The following is a 15,772-nucleotide window of genomic DNA, read 5'->3' as shown; positions in this document are numbered from 1 at the left end:
GCACCTCGTGATCGAAATTGTGAATAAGACAGCCGCCGCTCGGAATCGAAGTCTCCATATGGGTGAATAAAGTTTGCGGAAAACACGCTGAGAAAATAGAAAAGCTTCAATGACGGGACATAGCAATGGCGATTAACGGAGAGGACGGTGTTAGTGCAGTCACCGTGGATGAACTACTCAAGCAAGGCCTTCGGATACCGAACTATCAACGCCCATACAGTTGGGAAGTATTGACCGCTCTACAACTGGTGGATGATCTCAGCGAAGCTCTTCGAGATACCGAACGAAAAGATATTCCCTATGTTTTGGGTGCAATCATTCTTCACGATGATGGTGAGTATCTCAATGTAGTCGACGGACAGCAACGTCTGCTGACTTTGCGAATGATTCTTGCGGCCTTAGATCCGATAAATCATCAGATTTCGGTGTCTGGTAACAGCGAAACCCCTGTCTCCCTGGTTTGGATGGAGCTTCAAAGACGCCTGTCGCAGTTGCAAGATAAAAAAGAATTTTTGGATTTTATCTGTCACAAATGTCAGTTGGTGCGTATTGTGACGGACGATATTGATGAGGCATTTCGTGTCTTTGATTCCCAGAACTATCGCGGCAAACCGCTTGCCCCTCACGACTTGCTCAAAGCACACCACCTGCGCGAAATGCACGATGAGTCCGCTGCTATGAAAGTGGCTGTCGTTGAGGCTTGGGAAGCCGTAAAAGATGAGGATCTGGACAGGCTTTTTTCTACTTTTTTATACCGGATATCCAAGTGGTCACGAGGCGAAAGTTCGCTCGAATTTGCTATTCGGGACATCGGCATGTTCAAGGGAATTTCATCACGATCCCACAGAACATTTTCGCCAAATCTGCGATATCACCTTGCAGCACAAGCCGCTATGCCACTTCTAAGTGCATGGGCGGTGTCCTCTACACATGATGCACGAAATGCCGGGCGCAGCCGCTTTCAGCTTGATGCCCCGATAATCGCTGGGCGCTCATTTTTCGAGATGGTGACATTCATGCTTGACGAATTGAAGATACTGGAGAAAGAGGTTATCGACAGAGGTTTCAAAAACTTTGGCCCATCTCAAAGTCGCTACCGCTACGTGTACGAATTGTTCATTGCCGCGCTGCTTTGCTATACAAACAAGTTTGGCGATGAAGATGTGGATGAAGTGCGAAATAGGTTATTCGCATGGGCATATGCCTTGCGGGTCGAGTTACTTCGTGTGCAATTTGTATCTGCTGACAACCGAGCGCGAGGTAAAAACGATGCAAATAAATCGCCTTTTGTTTTGCTACGCAACGCGATGACTGGAAGTGTTGTCCGCAAACTTTCAATAGCAAGTCAGCCATACAACGATAACCACGAAAAGGAACTCGTTGCTTTTATCAAGGGGCTGCAATGAGCAAGAAGGAGTTGAAACCCGAACTGCTAACAGTCGGCAAGCTATTCACGGACAATTATCTGATTCCTGTTTATCAACGGAACTATGCTTGGCGGGCCGAACAGATTGAGCAACTTATCAGCGATATTCAAGACTCGGTGGTTGGGGGCCAGGACGACTATTTTCTTGGGAACCTTGTTGTAGTCAAGCGGGGTAGAGAGGACGAGTTCGAAGTCATAGATGGACAACAACGACTTACAACCCTCTATCTGCTTCTGACCTTCCTGGAGCAAGACGGTGAGGGTGAGAAGCCGTCGGTTGGCCATGCAGGCCACTTGCAATATGAGTCGCGCGCACGGGCAACGGAAGCCCTGCGGCGAGTAGTACAGGAGGCGGCTAAGGAGCACGTCCGACCGCAGGGCTCCACGAGTAATGCAGATGCTGGCATCCATGAAGGCTACAGCATCATCAATCAGTTCTTCAAACAAAATGAAGCCCTTAATCGCTCACGCGAAAAATTCTCCGATTTCTTGCTAACGAAGGTGACTGTCGTTCGTGCCTCGCTGCCACCCAATACCGACCTCAATCGCTACTTCGAGATCATGAACACTCGTGGGCAGCAACTCAAGCAGGTTGATATTGTTAAGGCTCGCCTGATGAGCAAGCTGCCCAATCAATATGAACGCGAATGCTTCGCGTGGATTTGGGATGCCTGTGCTGACATGGATTCTTATGTCCAGATGTCTCTGACCCGTGGTGACACCAGTTTGCGAAACAAAGTATTTGGCGATGAATGGTCCTGGCTGGAGGTGACCAGCTTCGCGTCGCTAATGGAAAGTCGTCCGCAATCCGGCATCAATTCATCAAGGCAATCCTCCGAAGGGGTATCGTTGTCCTTGGATGAGGCGTTGTCAAAATACGCTAAAGAGATCGAGTCAAATTCCACTGAAGACGAGGGCAACGAGCGGTTTCGTTCGACTATTGAGTTTCCGGCCTTTCTGCTACACGTTCTAAGAATTATGAAAGGCGATGAGGTCGAAGACGAAGGCCAGCTTGACGACAAGCGCCTCATCAAGTCATTTGACGACACCGTAAATAATGTACCCGATGCTAAAGCCGATTGGGTGCGTAGCTTTGCATTCATGCTTCTCAAGTGCCGCAACCTCTTCGATGGCTTCATCTTGAAGCGTCAATTCACGGCGAACATCAGTGACGATGGCGATTGGTCTCTCCAGCGATTGAAGAAAGGCGGCGCGGACAAGAAGCCAACCCCGACGTACATCCATGTTTTCTCGGCCAGCAATGGAAACTTAGAGGAGGACGGCGGTGCTGACGCACATACCCGAGATGTGTTGCTGCTTCAGTCCATGCTTCGGATTACCTACACTTCTCCGCGAACGATGCACTGGATTACCAAAGTTCTTCGCTGGCTATCCGTTAAAGCTCCTCAAGACACGAAACATGCGGATCTTGCCGATTTGTTGAAGGGGTATGCCCGCAGCAAGGTCAAAGAGACATTCCCCTTTGAGGAAGATCAGCAACCACAAGGGTTTGGTATCAGCCGTATCGTCTTTTCGTATCTCGACTATCTTCTGTTGAGCGATTCCTCAAAACGAGATTTCAAATTTCAGTTCAGAACTTCCATTGAGCACTTTTATCCACAGCATCCGGACAAAGAACAGTCTGGTGCGGTTGTTTCAGGTTCTAGCCTTAACCTGCTTGGCAACCTCGCGCTCGTAAGCGTCAGCGCGAACTCAAAATTCAGCAATAGCCTTCCCAGAGCGAAGGCCGAAAACTTCAAGGATACGATTGAACGTCAAAGTCCCAAGCTCAAGAGAATGGCGGAAATCACTCGAAATACAAGCTGGGACGATCAGCAGATATCAGCACATCATGAAGAGATGGTGACATTGCTTCGTGATGATGTAAGTCTGGTGGAGGCAAGCGGAAGATCCTACCCGGGGCGTTGACTTCTTTGAATAACCACTTTTGGACGAATGTCCCTTGTGGAGTGCAAGTTATCAGTCTAATAGCGTTTTGCGTCGGGCGACGCGATCAGTACAGCTCCCAAGTTTTCTTGCCATGGTATTTTGTATGGTATCGACATGCAAATAAAATGATATCATGTTGATTTTATAGTTTTTTAATGTGGCATTGATCATCGAGTGGGAATGATTTTTTAATTCATTGATTTTATTGTTTTTTTTTGTGAAATTGGTGATCGCAGTGCATCATCAATGGCATTTTTAATTGTATCGATCTTGGTGTCACAAAAATGGCGGCACCGATACCAAAGTTGAATGTATCAACTGGCATGGTATCCGTCTGAAACTTACGAAGTTGCGTAAATTGAGTCACTTGTTATCGTTCTCTCGGTGGAAGGCTCTGACTGTTCTGCAGCGTTCACGGGCATTGGCGATTTGACGCTGAATCTCTCTGATTGGCCGAAAGCGGACCTTTATCAGGTCAAGCCCTTCCCCAGAAACTGACCAACGGACATTTGCGATTGGTGGCACAGGGGGGTTGGCGATACCTTTCCCCCCTGTGATGCAGTTCAGGTACCCCTGCACGGTTTTTCTGTATGTTGAATGCTAAGTCCAGCAGCGCCTCGTTGAGGGTGTCGAACAACTGCACCTACTCCTCCGTAAATGCAATTCACACTCAGAGAAGCAGCCAAGATTCCTGGCTGTGGACGTCGATAGACACATATTCGGGCTGCCTCTAACCCAGTATTGGTGTTGTGGTGCACTGGATGCTTATACCACCACCACATGGGGGATTGAACACTGCGGGCAGGCCGTTCCAGCCCACTAGGATACCACCAAGATTTGCGCCGGCGACTCCAGCAGCAGTATGTCGTGCGGTCGCTCTGACGTCATCGACGGAGTTAGGATCCTTATCAGCCGGAGTGGGTAAGTGCCATGCTCCATGAACCCACCCAGCCCCTATATTTAGCGTCGCCACGTTGAGTGTCGGGTGGCGAACACCTGTTGCCCCGTGTGCATTGTCGGGGCCAAATGAATAGAGCAGGCGGCAGTACCCGTCAACACCGCGGAATGGATTTGGTGCAGTGCCCCCTCCACTAAGGTTTGCTCCATGATGAGGGACTATCACAGCAATAGGATTCGTAGGCGCCAATAAGGGCTCGATATGCTTATAGTTGCAGTCGCCAGTTAGAAGCCAAGTTCTACTAGGACTTAGATTTCTGTTCTCCACTACGGCAACAATTCCAGTGTCGTTTCTGCCATTCCCGGTTCCGAGCGCCAATCGGAGTTCTGTCCTCATAGAGAGTGCGACCGTATCAATCTTTCCTGGGGGCGGGCTGTAGATTAAGAGGTTGCCACCTTGGGCAATTATGTCATTTGCAAAGGCAATGTGCAGTGGTCCGACGGCTTGTAGCGGTGCAATCCATGTGCGCAGAAGTGCGGGATAGGTTAGTGGAGTACTGACTCCAGATGCGTACGCACCAGCCCAATGATCTGCATCCCAGTGTGACAGTATAATTGGCGGGCAGAGTGTAAAGCAGAAAAGCAAGGGAGTCGGCGTCGTGTGCTTGTTACGGTATACCCCAGCACCAAGGTCAAAGTAGAGCGACGGTAGCGGATGACAAGAGGCGAATGAATTCAATTTGAGTAAAGCGTTCGCGTTTCCCTGTCCGACATCGTAGACAGCGAGCATGTCTGCGGTAGTTTCGTTGAGAGTAGCTTGAAGGTCAGCCCCCGATACCTTTTGAAAATGCTGTAGCGAAAATATTCCTGCCAGTGCATTGGCGTGAACAGGTGTCGGCATCATTCCCTTAACAAACGCGGGAACGGGCGGGGCGAATAAGCCCGGATAGATTAGCGCAGGCGTGAAGCCTTTACTGTCGGTTGCAGACACCTCGAACCTAAACCATGCGCCCTCTAAAGCCTGCGCACCTGTGTTCGTATTTCCTCCTTCGTAGTCAGGCAAGAATGGCAGTCCAAATGGATTTGTTCCGACATCTAATTCTACTTCAATGCGAAATAGTGGGGCGCTTTCAAAGATGCTCGGAGTTCTAGGTGTTGGGAAGCCTTGGCGCTTCCAGGCTGCAGCTGCTTTTGTTGGACTATCAATGTCAAATCGCGAGTCTTGTTTTGCTTGGTCATTCAGCCACTCGACGTCAATTGCATCAACTGCAATTAGCACAATGTTGGCCGGAGGCCCGGACGTAACGACATGGTCTACCCGCCCAAATACACTTGGTGGCAACTTGACACAGTCGTCAAAGTCCCTTTTGAAATGGCGATTCATACGCCTCCCTTTTTCAGAATTGTTGAGTTATCGAACAGTGGCGGACATATTATGTTATGTGTGCCGTACGACGTCATTTGATCGATGTAAACGGGCCAAGCTTGTTGCCGCGCAATTAGCACAGGGCTGTATCAGGCAAGGTAAGCTTTAATACCCTGGATAACGACCTCTATTGCGGCAAACGTGAGGTCTACGAACGTCCGGTGACTGGTGCATAGAATGACTTCCAGTAAGCCGACATTCGCAAAACGACTGGAATCGCCGCATACCTTCCTTCCGGTGGCACAATCTGAAAAACCGCAATGAGCTTGGTCCGGACATTCGGGCCTTGAATGCGAGTTCCCGTGGTTGGCGGATGTGTGGCACTATGCGTTGACCATAAACCCGATTACACTCCGTTACAATGCTATCCTTGCCGCCATGCATTTCTACAATGGCATTTTTCATGGTATTGAATAGTGTATGATTTTCATCATATTGTTTTATAATGCTTTGTTATTGTTATTGTTATTGTTATTGTTATTGGTGATTGAGTGGGAATGATTTTTTTCTAAATTTTGTACCAGTGAAAACACCAGTATGTTTTTTGGCTACTGGTGTTTTTTATCGGGAGTCCACTCTCATATTTGTGATGAGTATATTATTAATATTGCAGGGAGGTAAATTATGGGAGATATCTAAGTGCCCGTTTTACTATCTATAGATTACTTTTTTTGATTAATTGCATTTGTAATAGCCAAGCGAATTTCATTGAAGACAGCATTACTGTTTGAGGGAGTTACATTGATTTTAATATTGTAGATGTTATTCGATTTTGCTGTATCTATCTCCCATTTCACCCAAGGGGAAACTCTAATAGAGGCTGTATTCAATAGAAGAAAAATATCTGCTTGTTGAAGTTCATTTTCAACCCTCGCTTGTTTATCTTCAGAGTTATTATGCAAGAGATCAATGTATAAACATCCTAAGTCAGATATTCTTGATTCTAACTCAACAAGAAAATCGCTTGTTATTATATTATCTCTAGTTGTATAGCTAATGAATATTTTCATGCTGAGTGACTATTTATGCAGTTTTTTAATAAAAAATAGGTTATGGAGTTTAAAAAGATAAACATGAATACTCCAGTGCAGTACATATAAAGTATCATTGATTTATTAAAAATAGCTGCAATCCAGGAATTTTCAAGCTGAGTTGCTAACTTATTCTCCCCAAAATTTCTATTTGAAATTTTTGTTTGAATGTCATGAATTCGTTGTCGATTAACCCGTTGATAATAATAGGCCGTGGTATCACACATCCAGAATCCTATAGTAATAAAAAGACAGGTCAGCGATAGTAATAATGGATTTGTTTCTGTCCCAATTTTCAACATTGCTGCTATGATTATGCCAAGAGCGCCCACACATAATTTTTTGTATTCGAAACACTGATTACTAATTTGCATTGTCGATTCATGATACTGATTGATAGATGAAAAATCCAACTCATCAGCGCAGCTTTTTTTATACTCAGACGTCATGTTATCCATAGCGAGTCCTCTTCTTAAAGTAGCAATCATACTCTTTAACAGAGTTTTTTCCAATATTAAAAAATCAATAAAGTATCATAAAATGCAGTCTTAGCTCGGTATTAGGTCAGCAAAGCCAACATTTCTTGAATTTAACTTAATCCTCTTTTCTTGGAAAAATCGAACTGTTTTTTGATTTTTGGCGTATACGATACGCTTTCAAAAGACTGCCTCGCGTAGAATGTCACTGTTTAGATATTTTCAAGGTATTAAAACTATTCTAATATTAGAAAGAATTTTTTTCTTCTTTGAGGTTAATTGGGGTATGACTGGAGATATTCGTAGGATCTCAGCCGTGTTATGAGCACAAATAATATAGAATTTACTCCAGAGTAATAGTTACAACTTGACGCTAATCTATCCTAAGATGCACGTGTCTTCACAAGGTTAGGAGTCCTGAGCGTTTACTTCATCCCCACTCATGCAACAGAGATTTAGCGAGTCATAAGCTAACACCTTAAAGATGTGACTCATCGTCCGTGGTCTTACTCATCACAAAGCGCGATCCTACCCACACGGAAATCAAAAATGGTTTTTGATAGGTGGAGGGAAATGGAATGAATCACACTGACTGGCACCCGGCGGATATTATCGCGGGATTACGGAAGAAAGGGACGACGCTGGCGGCGGTTTCCAGAGCGGCGGGGCTGGCGTCATCTACGTTGGCGAATGCGCTCACCAGACACTGGCCGAAAGGCGAACGGCTGATTGCCGAAGCGATGGGGAAAAGGCCGGAAGAGATTTGGCCGTCGCGTTATTCAGGCGTGAAATGAGGGCAGGGAATAGGGGAAATAAGCGAGAAAGCGCCATTCATCGATGGCGCTTTTTCATGTAAGTCGTAAGTCCTATCGTGCAATGAAATCATGCAAACACGACTTTAACGCTACCCGGTGTGCGGCGCGGCTTCCCTACAACGATCTGTATATCGCGCCCCAGCTTCGTAAGGCATTCCAGCATTTTGGTTTCGCTGATTCCCCTGAACTGACCACGTAATAAGTTGGATAGTTTTGGTTGGGGCATGCCCAATAGCTTCGCTGCTTCTGCCTGTGTGAGACGGCGGCTTTTGATGATTGAGCTAATCAGGGTGGCAAGCTGCGCTTTGACCAACATATCTTCAGCATGCAAGTTGCCAAGGTCGGCGTACACATTACCGCTGCTGACTTCAATATCCTGGCTCATGTTATGCTCCTTTTGCATGGTTCTCTGCGGTTTTAAGGCGTTCACGAATGGTGTTCATATCGGGTTTTGGTGTTGCAATTCCAGATGACGATTTTTTCTGAAAAGCATGTAGAACGTATACTGCCTCTCCAAATTTGACGGTGTAGACTGCGCGATAAGTATCGCCGATATAATCCTCAACAACTTCTAATACGCCTGCACCACCAAAACCTTTAAGCGGCTTGGCTTGAGTGTGCTTACCACCAGTCTGAGCCACATGAAGTGCGTAACCGAATACATCCTGCACATCTGCAGGCAGCGACTGGAGATCCTTTTTGCTACTGCCAACCCAGTAGAGTGATTTCATTAGCGCGATCCATGTGTTTATATCTATATGGGTATAATTTAGCATAGTAAATGAACGATGACTAGCTGAGGTCAGATTGAAGTGAGGGTAGGGAATAGGGAAGATAAACAAAGCGCCATAGTTTACTGGCGCTTTGTTTATATGATTCTGCCAGATGACAGAGTCATACAGAGAGCATCGTGATTGAGTATGAGAACTAACAGTAGCCATGTCGGTGAATGCGCTGAAAGGCTAAATAGCCCAGCTCTCTGGGCTATCAGTATGGAGAATCAAGCATTCACCGCGAGTGTTAACGCTTTTCCTGTTGCTTTAAAATCCCTGCCTTAAGCACATCCACTTCCTCGCCGTTAATCGTGGCGGTCGCAGAGGTGACCTGAAATTTCAGATCGCTGAACTGACAAAAACCGGATTGGTACATTGGTATGAGTGCAGATTTGCGGGACACGATGTATTGCTCCCCAATCGTTTCGGCATCAAGGCTATTTGCCCCAAACACAGGGAAAGCGAGCGTTTGTTCTGTGGATGCGCCCTCGCTGTTTCTGAGTTGCAGCGTGGCGCGAAAGTTGGCGACTTCGCCTAATTTATTTGTATTGATAGAGAAATTAAGCTCGCATTGATACGGGGTGTCCTTTCCGCCGAGGAAGATTGATTCATGCTTTAACGTTAAGATCGGTAATTCACTGCGCGTTGCCTTTCTCTCTTGTTTATCCTTCTCACACTGACGAAAATAATTATTGTCTGGTGTTCTGGCCGTTTCTTCGTAATATTTTTTGGCTTGATGGCAATCTGCTTCAACATACTGCCCGTTGTAATACATCTGGGATAAATAGTTGCCGGCATTACGAACGTTATTTTTATAAGTCCGTTCGAACAGTGAATAGGCTTTTTGGTAATTGGTTCTGACTCGTAATCCAGTGTAATACATCCTCCCCAGATTCATCTGCGCAGTGTTATCGCCCTGGCTGGCTGCACGCTCATACCATTTAAGCGCTTCATCTCCATCAATGTTAACGCCCCATCTTCCTTCTTCGTACGCCAGACCGAGTATATTCTGGGCATCCCGTTGACCGCCCTCTGCCGCGACACGGAACCATTTCAGGGCTTCGATATTTTCATTTTCAATATCGCCATAGCCAAAGTTATAGAGATGGCCGACAAGGAAATTCATTGCTGGATCGCCATCCTTTGCCCAGGCTATGGCTAGCCGCAGAATATCCTGCTGGCTAAAACCGATACGGCTGAAGAAGAGCTGGGTTTCATCGTCGCTGCTGCTTAAGTATCTTTTTACTGCCTGAATCAAGCGGGGGCGATCCGATATATCGCGTTCCGCAGCGGCTTTAGCGTTATAAATAGAGCGGGTGATTGTGTTTATGACCTCAGCACCTATTTTGAGATCGGTTCGATTCATTTTTTCTGCGAACTGTTTGGCGCGTGCTTTATCCTGCGCCACACCTTTGCCGTATTGATAAAAATACCAGACGTTGTAGCAGCCAAAATTGCCGTCTATTTCGCAGGCCTGCTGATAATACTGGAGTGCTTGCGTGGTGTTTTGCGGGACGGTGATGCCGTATTCATAGATGAACCCCAGCGTGCTCAATGCCTGCGGGTCGTTGTCTTTCGCTAATGTCGTCAACGCGGTTAATGCAGTAGCATCCTGCTGCGTGAGGCGTTCGTAGAGCGTATCTACCTTGTCATTTGCCTGACTGATGGATGCTGCCGACAGGCCGATCAGCGTGGCAATAACGGTTTTCCTTATCATCAATTTTATGTCCTTAATGCATTCCCTGAATGAATAGCAATGTAATGTGTAGCAAAGGTCGATCAAGGCGGGGGGGGTTAGCGTCAGTCGTGTTTTTCAGAGCTATCGCCTTAATCGCCATTCTCATTATCCAACGCGCGCGGTTTATTACTCCTCAACAGCGCCCATTTTCTGAACTGGGTCGGCGTCATCTCCATCTGCTGGGAAAAGGCACGTCTGAACGCGGTATCTTCACTGTAACCGCATTTGGCGGCGACTTGCTTGATATTGGTCACCGGGTTTTCAAGCAGCAGGCAGGCCATTTCGATCCTGACGCGGGTAATAAAGCTTTTCGGGCTTTCCGCCGTGAGTTCTTTGAGCTTGCGATGAAGTGTCCGGTCGCTGAAATTCAGGGCGCTCGCTAATTCTTCTGCGGTGATTGACGGGTTCTCATAGCGAATGAGTTGTTCGGCACGCAGCAGCAGGGGGTGTACGGTGTTAATGAACCCCTGTGGAGCGTAAATACGTTGAGAAAGCGGTTGGCTATCCGCCACGGCGATATCTGCCGCCAATTTTGCGATCTTAGGTCCGCCACTGCGGCGGATAATATGCAGAGCAAGCTCGACCCAGGACAGCGGCCCGCCGGTGGTAATGATGTCATCTTGCTCTTCCAGCGCTTTGCCCCACACCGGTTTTGCCTTCGGGTATTTCTGCTTAAACGTGTGGTAGAGCCACCATGTCGTGGTGCAAAACCGGCCATCCAGCAGCCCGGCTTCGGCCAGAATAAAACCCCCCGCACAGGCACCGCCTATCAGCGAGCCCTGTCGATATTGCTCCCTGAGCCACAGCGCGGATTCATTAACGGATGACATCGACATCGGTAATTTATCGGGCCCGAGCATCATTCCGGTCGCCAGCACGACATCCGATTTGCCCACCGCGTCAAATGAGCTGTCTACGTGAATCAGTCTGCCCTGAGCATCACGCACAGGTTTGCCGTCCGCACTGACAATCGACGTTTCAAAAGACAACGGTGAGGCTGGGGAAGAAGCGCTGTCAGGCTGTGTAATCAGCGTTTGATTCACCATCCAGAAGATATCAGAAAGCCCGGAGATGGCCGACTGCATACTGCCAGGCAGCGCCAGAATGGAGATGTGCATAGTGATTTTCCTGCCAGACAGCATTTGGCGAATTTTGCATGAACTATGTCAAGTTTGCCATCTTACCGCAAGCATCAACCACGATTAGAATTCAACCATTCGCTACCCCTGATGAAATGCATCGGGGAAACCGGCAGCCGAATCACTCCTTCAGAGGAAAGCATATGACGCATTACCGCATTAAATGGCTCGGCCACCTGGCTATCGCGTTAGGGCTGGTGCTGTCTGCCAGCGTTCACAATGTTGCGGAGGCGGCAAAAATTAACAATATCGTTTTAGTCCACGGCGCCTTTGCCGATGGCTCTAGCTGGTCTGCCGTCACGGCCCGACTACAGGAAATGGGATACCACGTGACGGCGGTGCAAAACCCGCTCACTTCTTTAGCGGATGACGTTGAAGCGACGGATCGCGTACTGCAAAGGCAACAGGGCGATGTGCTGCTGGTCGGGCATTCGTGGGGCGGGGCCGTCGTGACGCAGGCTGGCAATGATCCCAAGGTCCGCGGCATCGTCTATTTGTCGGCGCTGGTGCCAGACAGCGGGGAATCTGTCTCTGATTTATTGCAGCGCCTGAAAGCGCCGATGGAAGGCATGACACCCGATTCTAATGGCCTGATTTGGCTGGATAACCCTGAACAGTACCGTGAGGTGATGGCGGGTGATGTCCCATTGAAGAAAGCACAGGCGCTGGCGGCGGTGCAACAGCCGATTGCCGCAAAAGCCTTTGGCGATCGCGTTCAGCAGGCAGCGTGGAAAAATAAACCAACCTGGTATCTGTTGACGGAGAAGGACAAGGCATTACATCCATCGATTCAGAAAGCCATCGCGAGCCATATCGGTGCAAAGACGCGAGCTATTGCGTCTAGCCATATGTCTCTGGTGTCACACCCGGAAGCTGTCGCGGATTTTATTGATAGCGCGGCTAAAGCAGTTAAATAAGTGAGCGTTAAAACTCAATGTAGGAGAAGTCATTGTGAATATTTTACATATAGACTCCAGTATTCTTGAGAATGGTTCCGTTTCCCGACAGCTTTCTGCTGACGTTGTGGAGCAGTTAGTTAAACAGCATCCGCAGGCCGTTGTCTCTTATCGGGACGTGGTTAAAGATGAAATTCGCCACTTAACTGCGCCGATTGCCGCCGGTTTCCGCCAACAAATAGTGTCCTCTTCAGCGGGCGAGGCAACGCTGCGGGAACATCAGTTATCTGAAGCGCTGGTCGCGGAATTTCTGGCGAGTGACGTGATTGTCATTGGCGCGCCGATGTATAACTTTTCCGTCTCGAGCCAATTGAAATCGTGGCTGGATCGGCTGGCGCAGGCCGGCAAGACGTTTAAATATACGGAACAAGGCCCGGTGGGGATGGCCGGTGGCAGAACGGTTATTGTGGTTTCTTCCCGTGGTGGTTTTTATACCGCTCCACCTTTTTTGGATATGGATTTTCAGGAACGCTATCTTCAGGGCTTTTTCCGCTTTCTTGGTATTACTGATATTCATTTCGTCCGCGCGGAAGGGGCTTCAAAAGGGGATGAAATCAAGAATCGTGAAATCCAAAATGCAAAGTCCTCTATCCATGCTGTGATTACATCCATAGCTTAAACAATATATAGCCGATCAATAATCATTGAGGTAGCAATCATGCTCTATGCCATTACGCTATATTACACCAGCCCGAAAGATGAACTTGAAAAGAGTATTGACGCACACAAAAAATGGCTGGCTGATAATATTAAAAAGGGAAATGTTATTTTTGCCGGCCCGCTGGACGATAGCACAGGTGGGTTTATTTTAGCCTACGGGTTAGATGGCTCTGACATGGAGGACATTCTTGCCGACGATCCGTTTGTTAATCTGGGATTAGTCAAAACAGAGGTAAAGGCAATCGAGCCTGGCATCTGTTCGAGCCATTTCTATAGCGAATGGGCAGGGCATGCGAAGGCATTTGTAAATAGTCTATCGATGTCCTTATTTATTATGGCTGTGAAAAAGCGCCATAGAATCATGGCGCTTTAACGTTATTGTGGAGTAAACAGGATGTCGGGGAAGAAGGGAGAGCTCGAAGAAATATGGCATAGATTTATGAACGATACGGGTATGCCAGTGAGTGGAGGTAATATTCATCATGTTTGGTAAGGCGTAATGATAGGTAATGGAATAATACGATAGCTGAGGCGTCTTTTTCTTTCTCTATCCACACTGTATCTACATAACGTAAAAATAGGTCAATATTTCACCCAGTGCTTTAACCTGACCGCCAACTGGCAGTACACTGGTGGCGTGATTTTTTGACCGATTTTCACTGTGGGCTCCCGTCTGCAGGCGTATCGATTCCGTTCCCTCTTTTTCAGTGAGCTATCTGGCCTATGACGTACCTCAAATTCTTGGGGATTGGGTTTATTTGTGTGCTGTTGTTGTCTTTTTGGCAAAGCTGGGCGCAGTCAACGCGTAACGGCGAAACGTTTAATGGGCAAAGCTGGTGGTCGGCCAAACGCGATTCTTCCGGCTTAGCGCCGAACCCTGTGCAATTTCGTCAGACTGCTATCGTGCAGGTTTATGCTGCGCCGACTTACGGCTGGCGTGGGCTGGTGGCGGTACATCCGTGGATCATTTTCAAGAACGCGGGTGAAACGCAATATCGCCGCTATGAAGTCGTGAGCTGGGGGAGCGATAACGTCGTCCGTCTTAACCGTTCGGTGGCAGATGCATATTGGTATGGCGCGAAACCGAAGCTGTTGGTGGAACACCGTGGCGATAAGGCGGAAGCCATGATCCCGCAGATTGAGGCCGCGATTAAAAGCTATCCGTGGCCGAATACCTACCACGCCTGGCCGGGGCCGAACAGCAATACGTTTCTGGCGCACATTGGCCGTGAAGTGCCCGCGCTCAAGCTGGATATGCCCGCTAATGCCATTGGCAAAGATTACCGCCCGATCACACGACCGGTTGGACTGTCGCCATCGGGAAGCGGCGTGCAGATTTCGCTGCTAGGCGTGCTGGGTATCACGATGGGCCTGGAAGAGGGGATAGAGGCCAACATTCTGGGGCTGAACATGGGCGTGGATATGAACCCGCCTGCGCTGCGTTTACCCTTTGTTGGCCGCCTCGGCTATGAAAAAACGGGTAGTGAAGAGGGCTGAGGGCAGCGCTTCGCCTTTACGCGCCGCATTGCCGCAGGTGTGTCAGCAGATTAGCGACTTCGGGTTGCAATGTCGCGCCGGATTTCACGCCCAGCCAGAGCTGGCGTGAAGCCCATTCGTCGGTGAGGCTGATGGCGCGTAATCCGGTGCCGAGCACTCCCGGACGAATCGCGCCCTCTGGCAAGACGCTGATCCCCAGCCCCGCTTCGATCATGCGACAAATACCGTCAAAGCTGCTGACCTGCACCCGCAGGCGCAGCACTCTCCCCAGCTCATCCGAAGCGTCTTTCAGCTGTTTCAGCAACGAACTGCCATTATTGAGGCCGACGTAGTCGTAGCCCAGTGTCTCGTTAAAGCTGACTTCTGGCCGCGCGGAAAGTGGGTGCTGGGGAGGAACGAGTACGACAAGCTTATCCTGACGATAAGGTATCTTCTCGACCCCCTGCGAGCCGACATTGTCAGCGAAGATGCCGATATCCGCTTCACCCATCGCCAGCGCCGTTACTACGGTCTTACTGAGCTTTTCCTCCAGGTTAATACGAATGAGCGGTCGGGCCAGAAGGAATGACGCCAGATCTTGTGGAAGAAACTGAATAATTGCTGAGGTGTTCGCCCACATGTGTACGTGTCCGCGCACGCCAACGGCGTAGTCATTCATCTCACTCGCCATACGCTCCACGTTGCTCAACACATTGCGCGCGTGATTCACCAATTCCTTGCCTGCCGGAGTTAACGTCAGGCCGCGCGGCATTCGGATGAATAACGCACAGTCCACGGTACGCTCCAGTTCAGCGATACGCTTGCTCAGGGCAGAAAGCGTGATGTGGAACTTTTCTGCCGCTTTGGTCAGGCTGCCGGTTTGGGCGACCTGCAAAAAGATGCGGAGCGACTGGAGGTCAAAGTGCGTCGGGTTAATCATGGTGTATCGAGCGTCCTCAGCAGGGCAGAAAAGCAGGCCAATTACCGGCGTATTGATACCGCGCAGCAT

At 48.6% G+C, this 15,772-nt stretch carries 14 protein-coding genes and 1 pseudogene; 7 read left to right on the top strand and 8 right to left on the bottom strand.

The features are described from left to right. Positions 1 to 125 precede the first annotated feature (125 nt). Together HP572_RS13780 and HP572_RS13775 are read left to right on the top strand one after the other, a co-directional pair. Positions 126 to 1,406: a DUF262 domain-containing protein gene (locus HP572_RS13780; protein ID WP_240583515.1), complete on the top strand. Its 1,281-nt coding sequence runs from the start codon at positions 126 to 128 to the stop codon at positions 1,404 to 1,406. Further along, positions 1,403 to 3,355 (top strand): DUF262 domain-containing protein, encoded by a 1,953-nt coding sequence (locus tag HP572_RS13775; protein WP_240583514.1) that lies wholly within the window; start codon positions 1,403 to 1,405, stop codon positions 3,353 to 3,355. Before HP572_RS13780 ends, HP572_RS13775 begins: the two co-directional genes overlap by 4 nt. A gap of 751 nt (positions 3,356 to 4,106) precedes the next feature. Here the strand turns inward: HP572_RS13775 and HP572_RS13770 are convergent. The 3 genes from HP572_RS13770 to HP572_RS13760 all read right to left on the bottom strand — a co-directional run bounded on the left by HP572_RS13770 (position 4,107) and on the right by HP572_RS13760 (position 7,188). Beyond that, a complete protein-coding gene (locus tag HP572_RS13770; RefSeq protein WP_240583513.1) occupies positions 4,107 to 5,657 on the bottom strand; it encodes a hypothetical protein in 1,551 nt (516 codons plus the stop codon). 704 nt (positions 5,658 to 6,361) lie between these two features. Beyond that, positions 6,362 to 6,709, bottom strand: coding sequence for a TIR domain-containing protein (locus HP572_RS13765; protein WP_240583512.1), 348 nt, complete (start codon positions 6,707 to 6,709; stop codon positions 6,362 to 6,364). Further along, the gene (locus tag HP572_RS13760; protein ID WP_240583511.1) at positions 6,706 to 7,188 is read right to left on the bottom strand and encodes a hypothetical protein; all 483 of its coding nucleotides are present in this window, start codon (positions 7,186 to 7,188) and stop codon (positions 6,706 to 6,708) included. Before HP572_RS13760 ends, HP572_RS13765 begins: the two co-directional genes overlap by 4 nt. Positions 7,189 to 7,784: 596 nt before the next feature. Here HP572_RS13760 and HP572_RS13755 point away from each other — a divergent pair. Further along, a complete protein-coding gene (locus HP572_RS13755; RefSeq protein ID WP_010279992.1) occupies positions 7,785 to 8,000 on the top strand; it encodes a helix-turn-helix transcriptional regulator in 216 nt (71 codons plus the stop codon). Positions 8,001 to 8,088: 88 nt separating this feature from the next. Here the strand turns inward: HP572_RS13755 and HP572_RS13750 are convergent, their stop codons facing one another. The 4 genes from HP572_RS13750 to HP572_RS13735 all read right to left on the bottom strand — a co-directional run bounded on the left by HP572_RS13750 (position 8,089) and on the right by HP572_RS13735 (position 11,650). Continuing rightward, positions 8,089 to 8,406, bottom strand: a complete 318-nt coding sequence (locus HP572_RS13750) for a helix-turn-helix domain-containing protein (protein WP_039538898.1) — start codon at positions 8,404 to 8,406, stop codon at positions 8,089 to 8,091. A 1-nt stretch (position 8,407) separates the two neighbouring features. Next, on the bottom strand, positions 8,408 to 8,752 hold the full coding sequence (locus tag HP572_RS13745; protein WP_010279985.1) for a type II toxin-antitoxin system RelE/ParE family toxin: 345 nt from the start codon (positions 8,750 to 8,752) through the stop codon (positions 8,408 to 8,410). Between the two features lie 289 nt (positions 8,753 to 9,041). Next, positions 9,042 to 10,511 (bottom strand): SEL1-like repeat protein, encoded by a 1,470-nt coding sequence (locus HP572_RS13740; protein ID WP_240583510.1) that lies wholly within the window; start codon positions 10,509 to 10,511, stop codon positions 9,042 to 9,044. 110 nt (positions 10,512 to 10,621) lie between these two features. Continuing rightward, positions 10,622 to 11,650, bottom strand: coding sequence for a GlxA family transcriptional regulator (locus HP572_RS13735; RefSeq protein WP_240583509.1), 1,029 nt, complete (start codon positions 11,648 to 11,650; stop codon positions 10,622 to 10,624). Between the two features lie 164 nt (positions 11,651 to 11,814). Between HP572_RS13735 and HP572_RS13730 the strand changes: the two genes are divergently transcribed. The 4 genes and pseudogenes from HP572_RS13730 (at position 11,815) to HP572_RS13715 (ending at position 14,784) form a co-directional block, all read left to right on the top strand. Then, positions 11,815 to 12,588 carry an alpha/beta fold hydrolase gene (locus HP572_RS13730; protein WP_240583508.1) on the top strand — a complete coding sequence of 258 codons (774 nt, stop codon included), beginning with the start codon at positions 11,815 to 11,817 and terminating at the stop codon, positions 12,586 to 12,588. Positions 12,589 to 12,622: 34 nt separating this feature from the next. Continuing rightward, on the top strand, positions 12,623 to 13,246 hold the full coding sequence (locus tag HP572_RS13725; RefSeq protein ID WP_240583507.1) for an FMN-dependent NADH-azoreductase: 624 nt from the start codon (positions 12,623 to 12,625) through the stop codon (positions 13,244 to 13,246). Positions 13,247 to 13,285: 39 nt separating this feature from the next. Continuing rightward, positions 13,286 to 13,585, top strand: a pseudogene (locus HP572_RS13720) (YciI family protein); the annotation flags it as partial. Between the two features lie 425 nt (positions 13,586 to 14,010). Further along, positions 14,011 to 14,784, top strand: coding sequence for a DUF3750 domain-containing protein (locus HP572_RS13715; protein WP_014916185.1), 774 nt, complete (start codon positions 14,011 to 14,013; stop codon positions 14,782 to 14,784). 16 nt (positions 14,785 to 14,800) lie between these two features. On the opposite strand, the gene HP572_RS13710 is transcribed toward HP572_RS13715, so the two are convergent. After that, positions 14,801 to 15,772, bottom strand: a complete 972-nt coding sequence (locus tag HP572_RS13710) for a LysR family transcriptional regulator (protein WP_240583506.1) — start codon at positions 15,770 to 15,772, stop codon at positions 14,801 to 14,803.

The organism is Pectobacterium sp. PL64 (genome assembly GCF_022477975.1).
Classification (GTDB): Bacteria; Pseudomonadota; Gammaproteobacteria; order Enterobacterales; family Enterobacteriaceae; genus Pectobacterium; species Pectobacterium jejuense.
Note: the sequence above shows the minus strand (reverse complement) of the source record. Positions and strands in the feature narration are given on the sequence as shown.

Coding starts and splice junctions, on each gene's coding strand:
- HP572_RS13780 (WP_240583515.1), top strand. CDS start 126: ATGGCGATTAACGGAGAGGACGGTGTTAGTGCAGTCACCGTGGATGAA.
- HP572_RS13775 (WP_240583514.1), top strand. CDS start 1,403: ATGAGCAAGAAGGAGTTGAAACCCGAACTGCTAACAGTCGGCAAGCTA.
- HP572_RS13770 (WP_240583513.1), bottom strand. CDS start 5,657: ATGAATCGCCATTTCAAAAGGGACTTTGACGACTGTGTCAAGTTGCCA.
- HP572_RS13765 (WP_240583512.1), bottom strand. CDS start 6,709: ATGAAAATATTCATTAGCTATACAACTAGAGATAATATAATAACAAGC.
- HP572_RS13760 (WP_240583511.1), bottom strand. CDS start 7,188: ATGGATAACATGACGTCTGAGTATAAAAAAAGCTGCGCTGATGAGTTG.
- HP572_RS13755 (WP_010279992.1), top strand. CDS start 7,785: ATGAATCACACTGACTGGCACCCGGCGGATATTATCGCGGGATTACGG.
- HP572_RS13750 (WP_039538898.1), bottom strand. CDS start 8,406: ATGAGCCAGGATATTGAAGTCAGCAGCGGTAATGTGTACGCCGACCTT.
- HP572_RS13745 (WP_010279985.1), bottom strand. CDS start 8,752: ATGAAATCACTCTACTGGGTTGGCAGTAGCAAAAAGGATCTCCAGTCG.
- HP572_RS13740 (WP_240583510.1), bottom strand. CDS start 10,511: ATGATAAGGAAAACCGTTATTGCCACGCTGATCGGCCTGTCGGCAGCA.
- HP572_RS13735 (WP_240583509.1), bottom strand. CDS start 11,650: ATGCACATCTCCATTCTGGCGCTGCCTGGCAGTATGCAGTCGGCCATC.
- HP572_RS13730 (WP_240583508.1), top strand. CDS start 11,815: ATGACGCATTACCGCATTAAATGGCTCGGCCACCTGGCTATCGCGTTA.
- HP572_RS13715 (WP_014916185.1), top strand. CDS start 14,011: ATGACGTACCTCAAATTCTTGGGGATTGGGTTTATTTGTGTGCTGTTG.
- HP572_RS13710 (WP_240583506.1), bottom strand. CDS start 15,772: ATGCTGCGCGGTATCAATACGCCGGTAATTGGCCTGCTTTTCTGCCCT.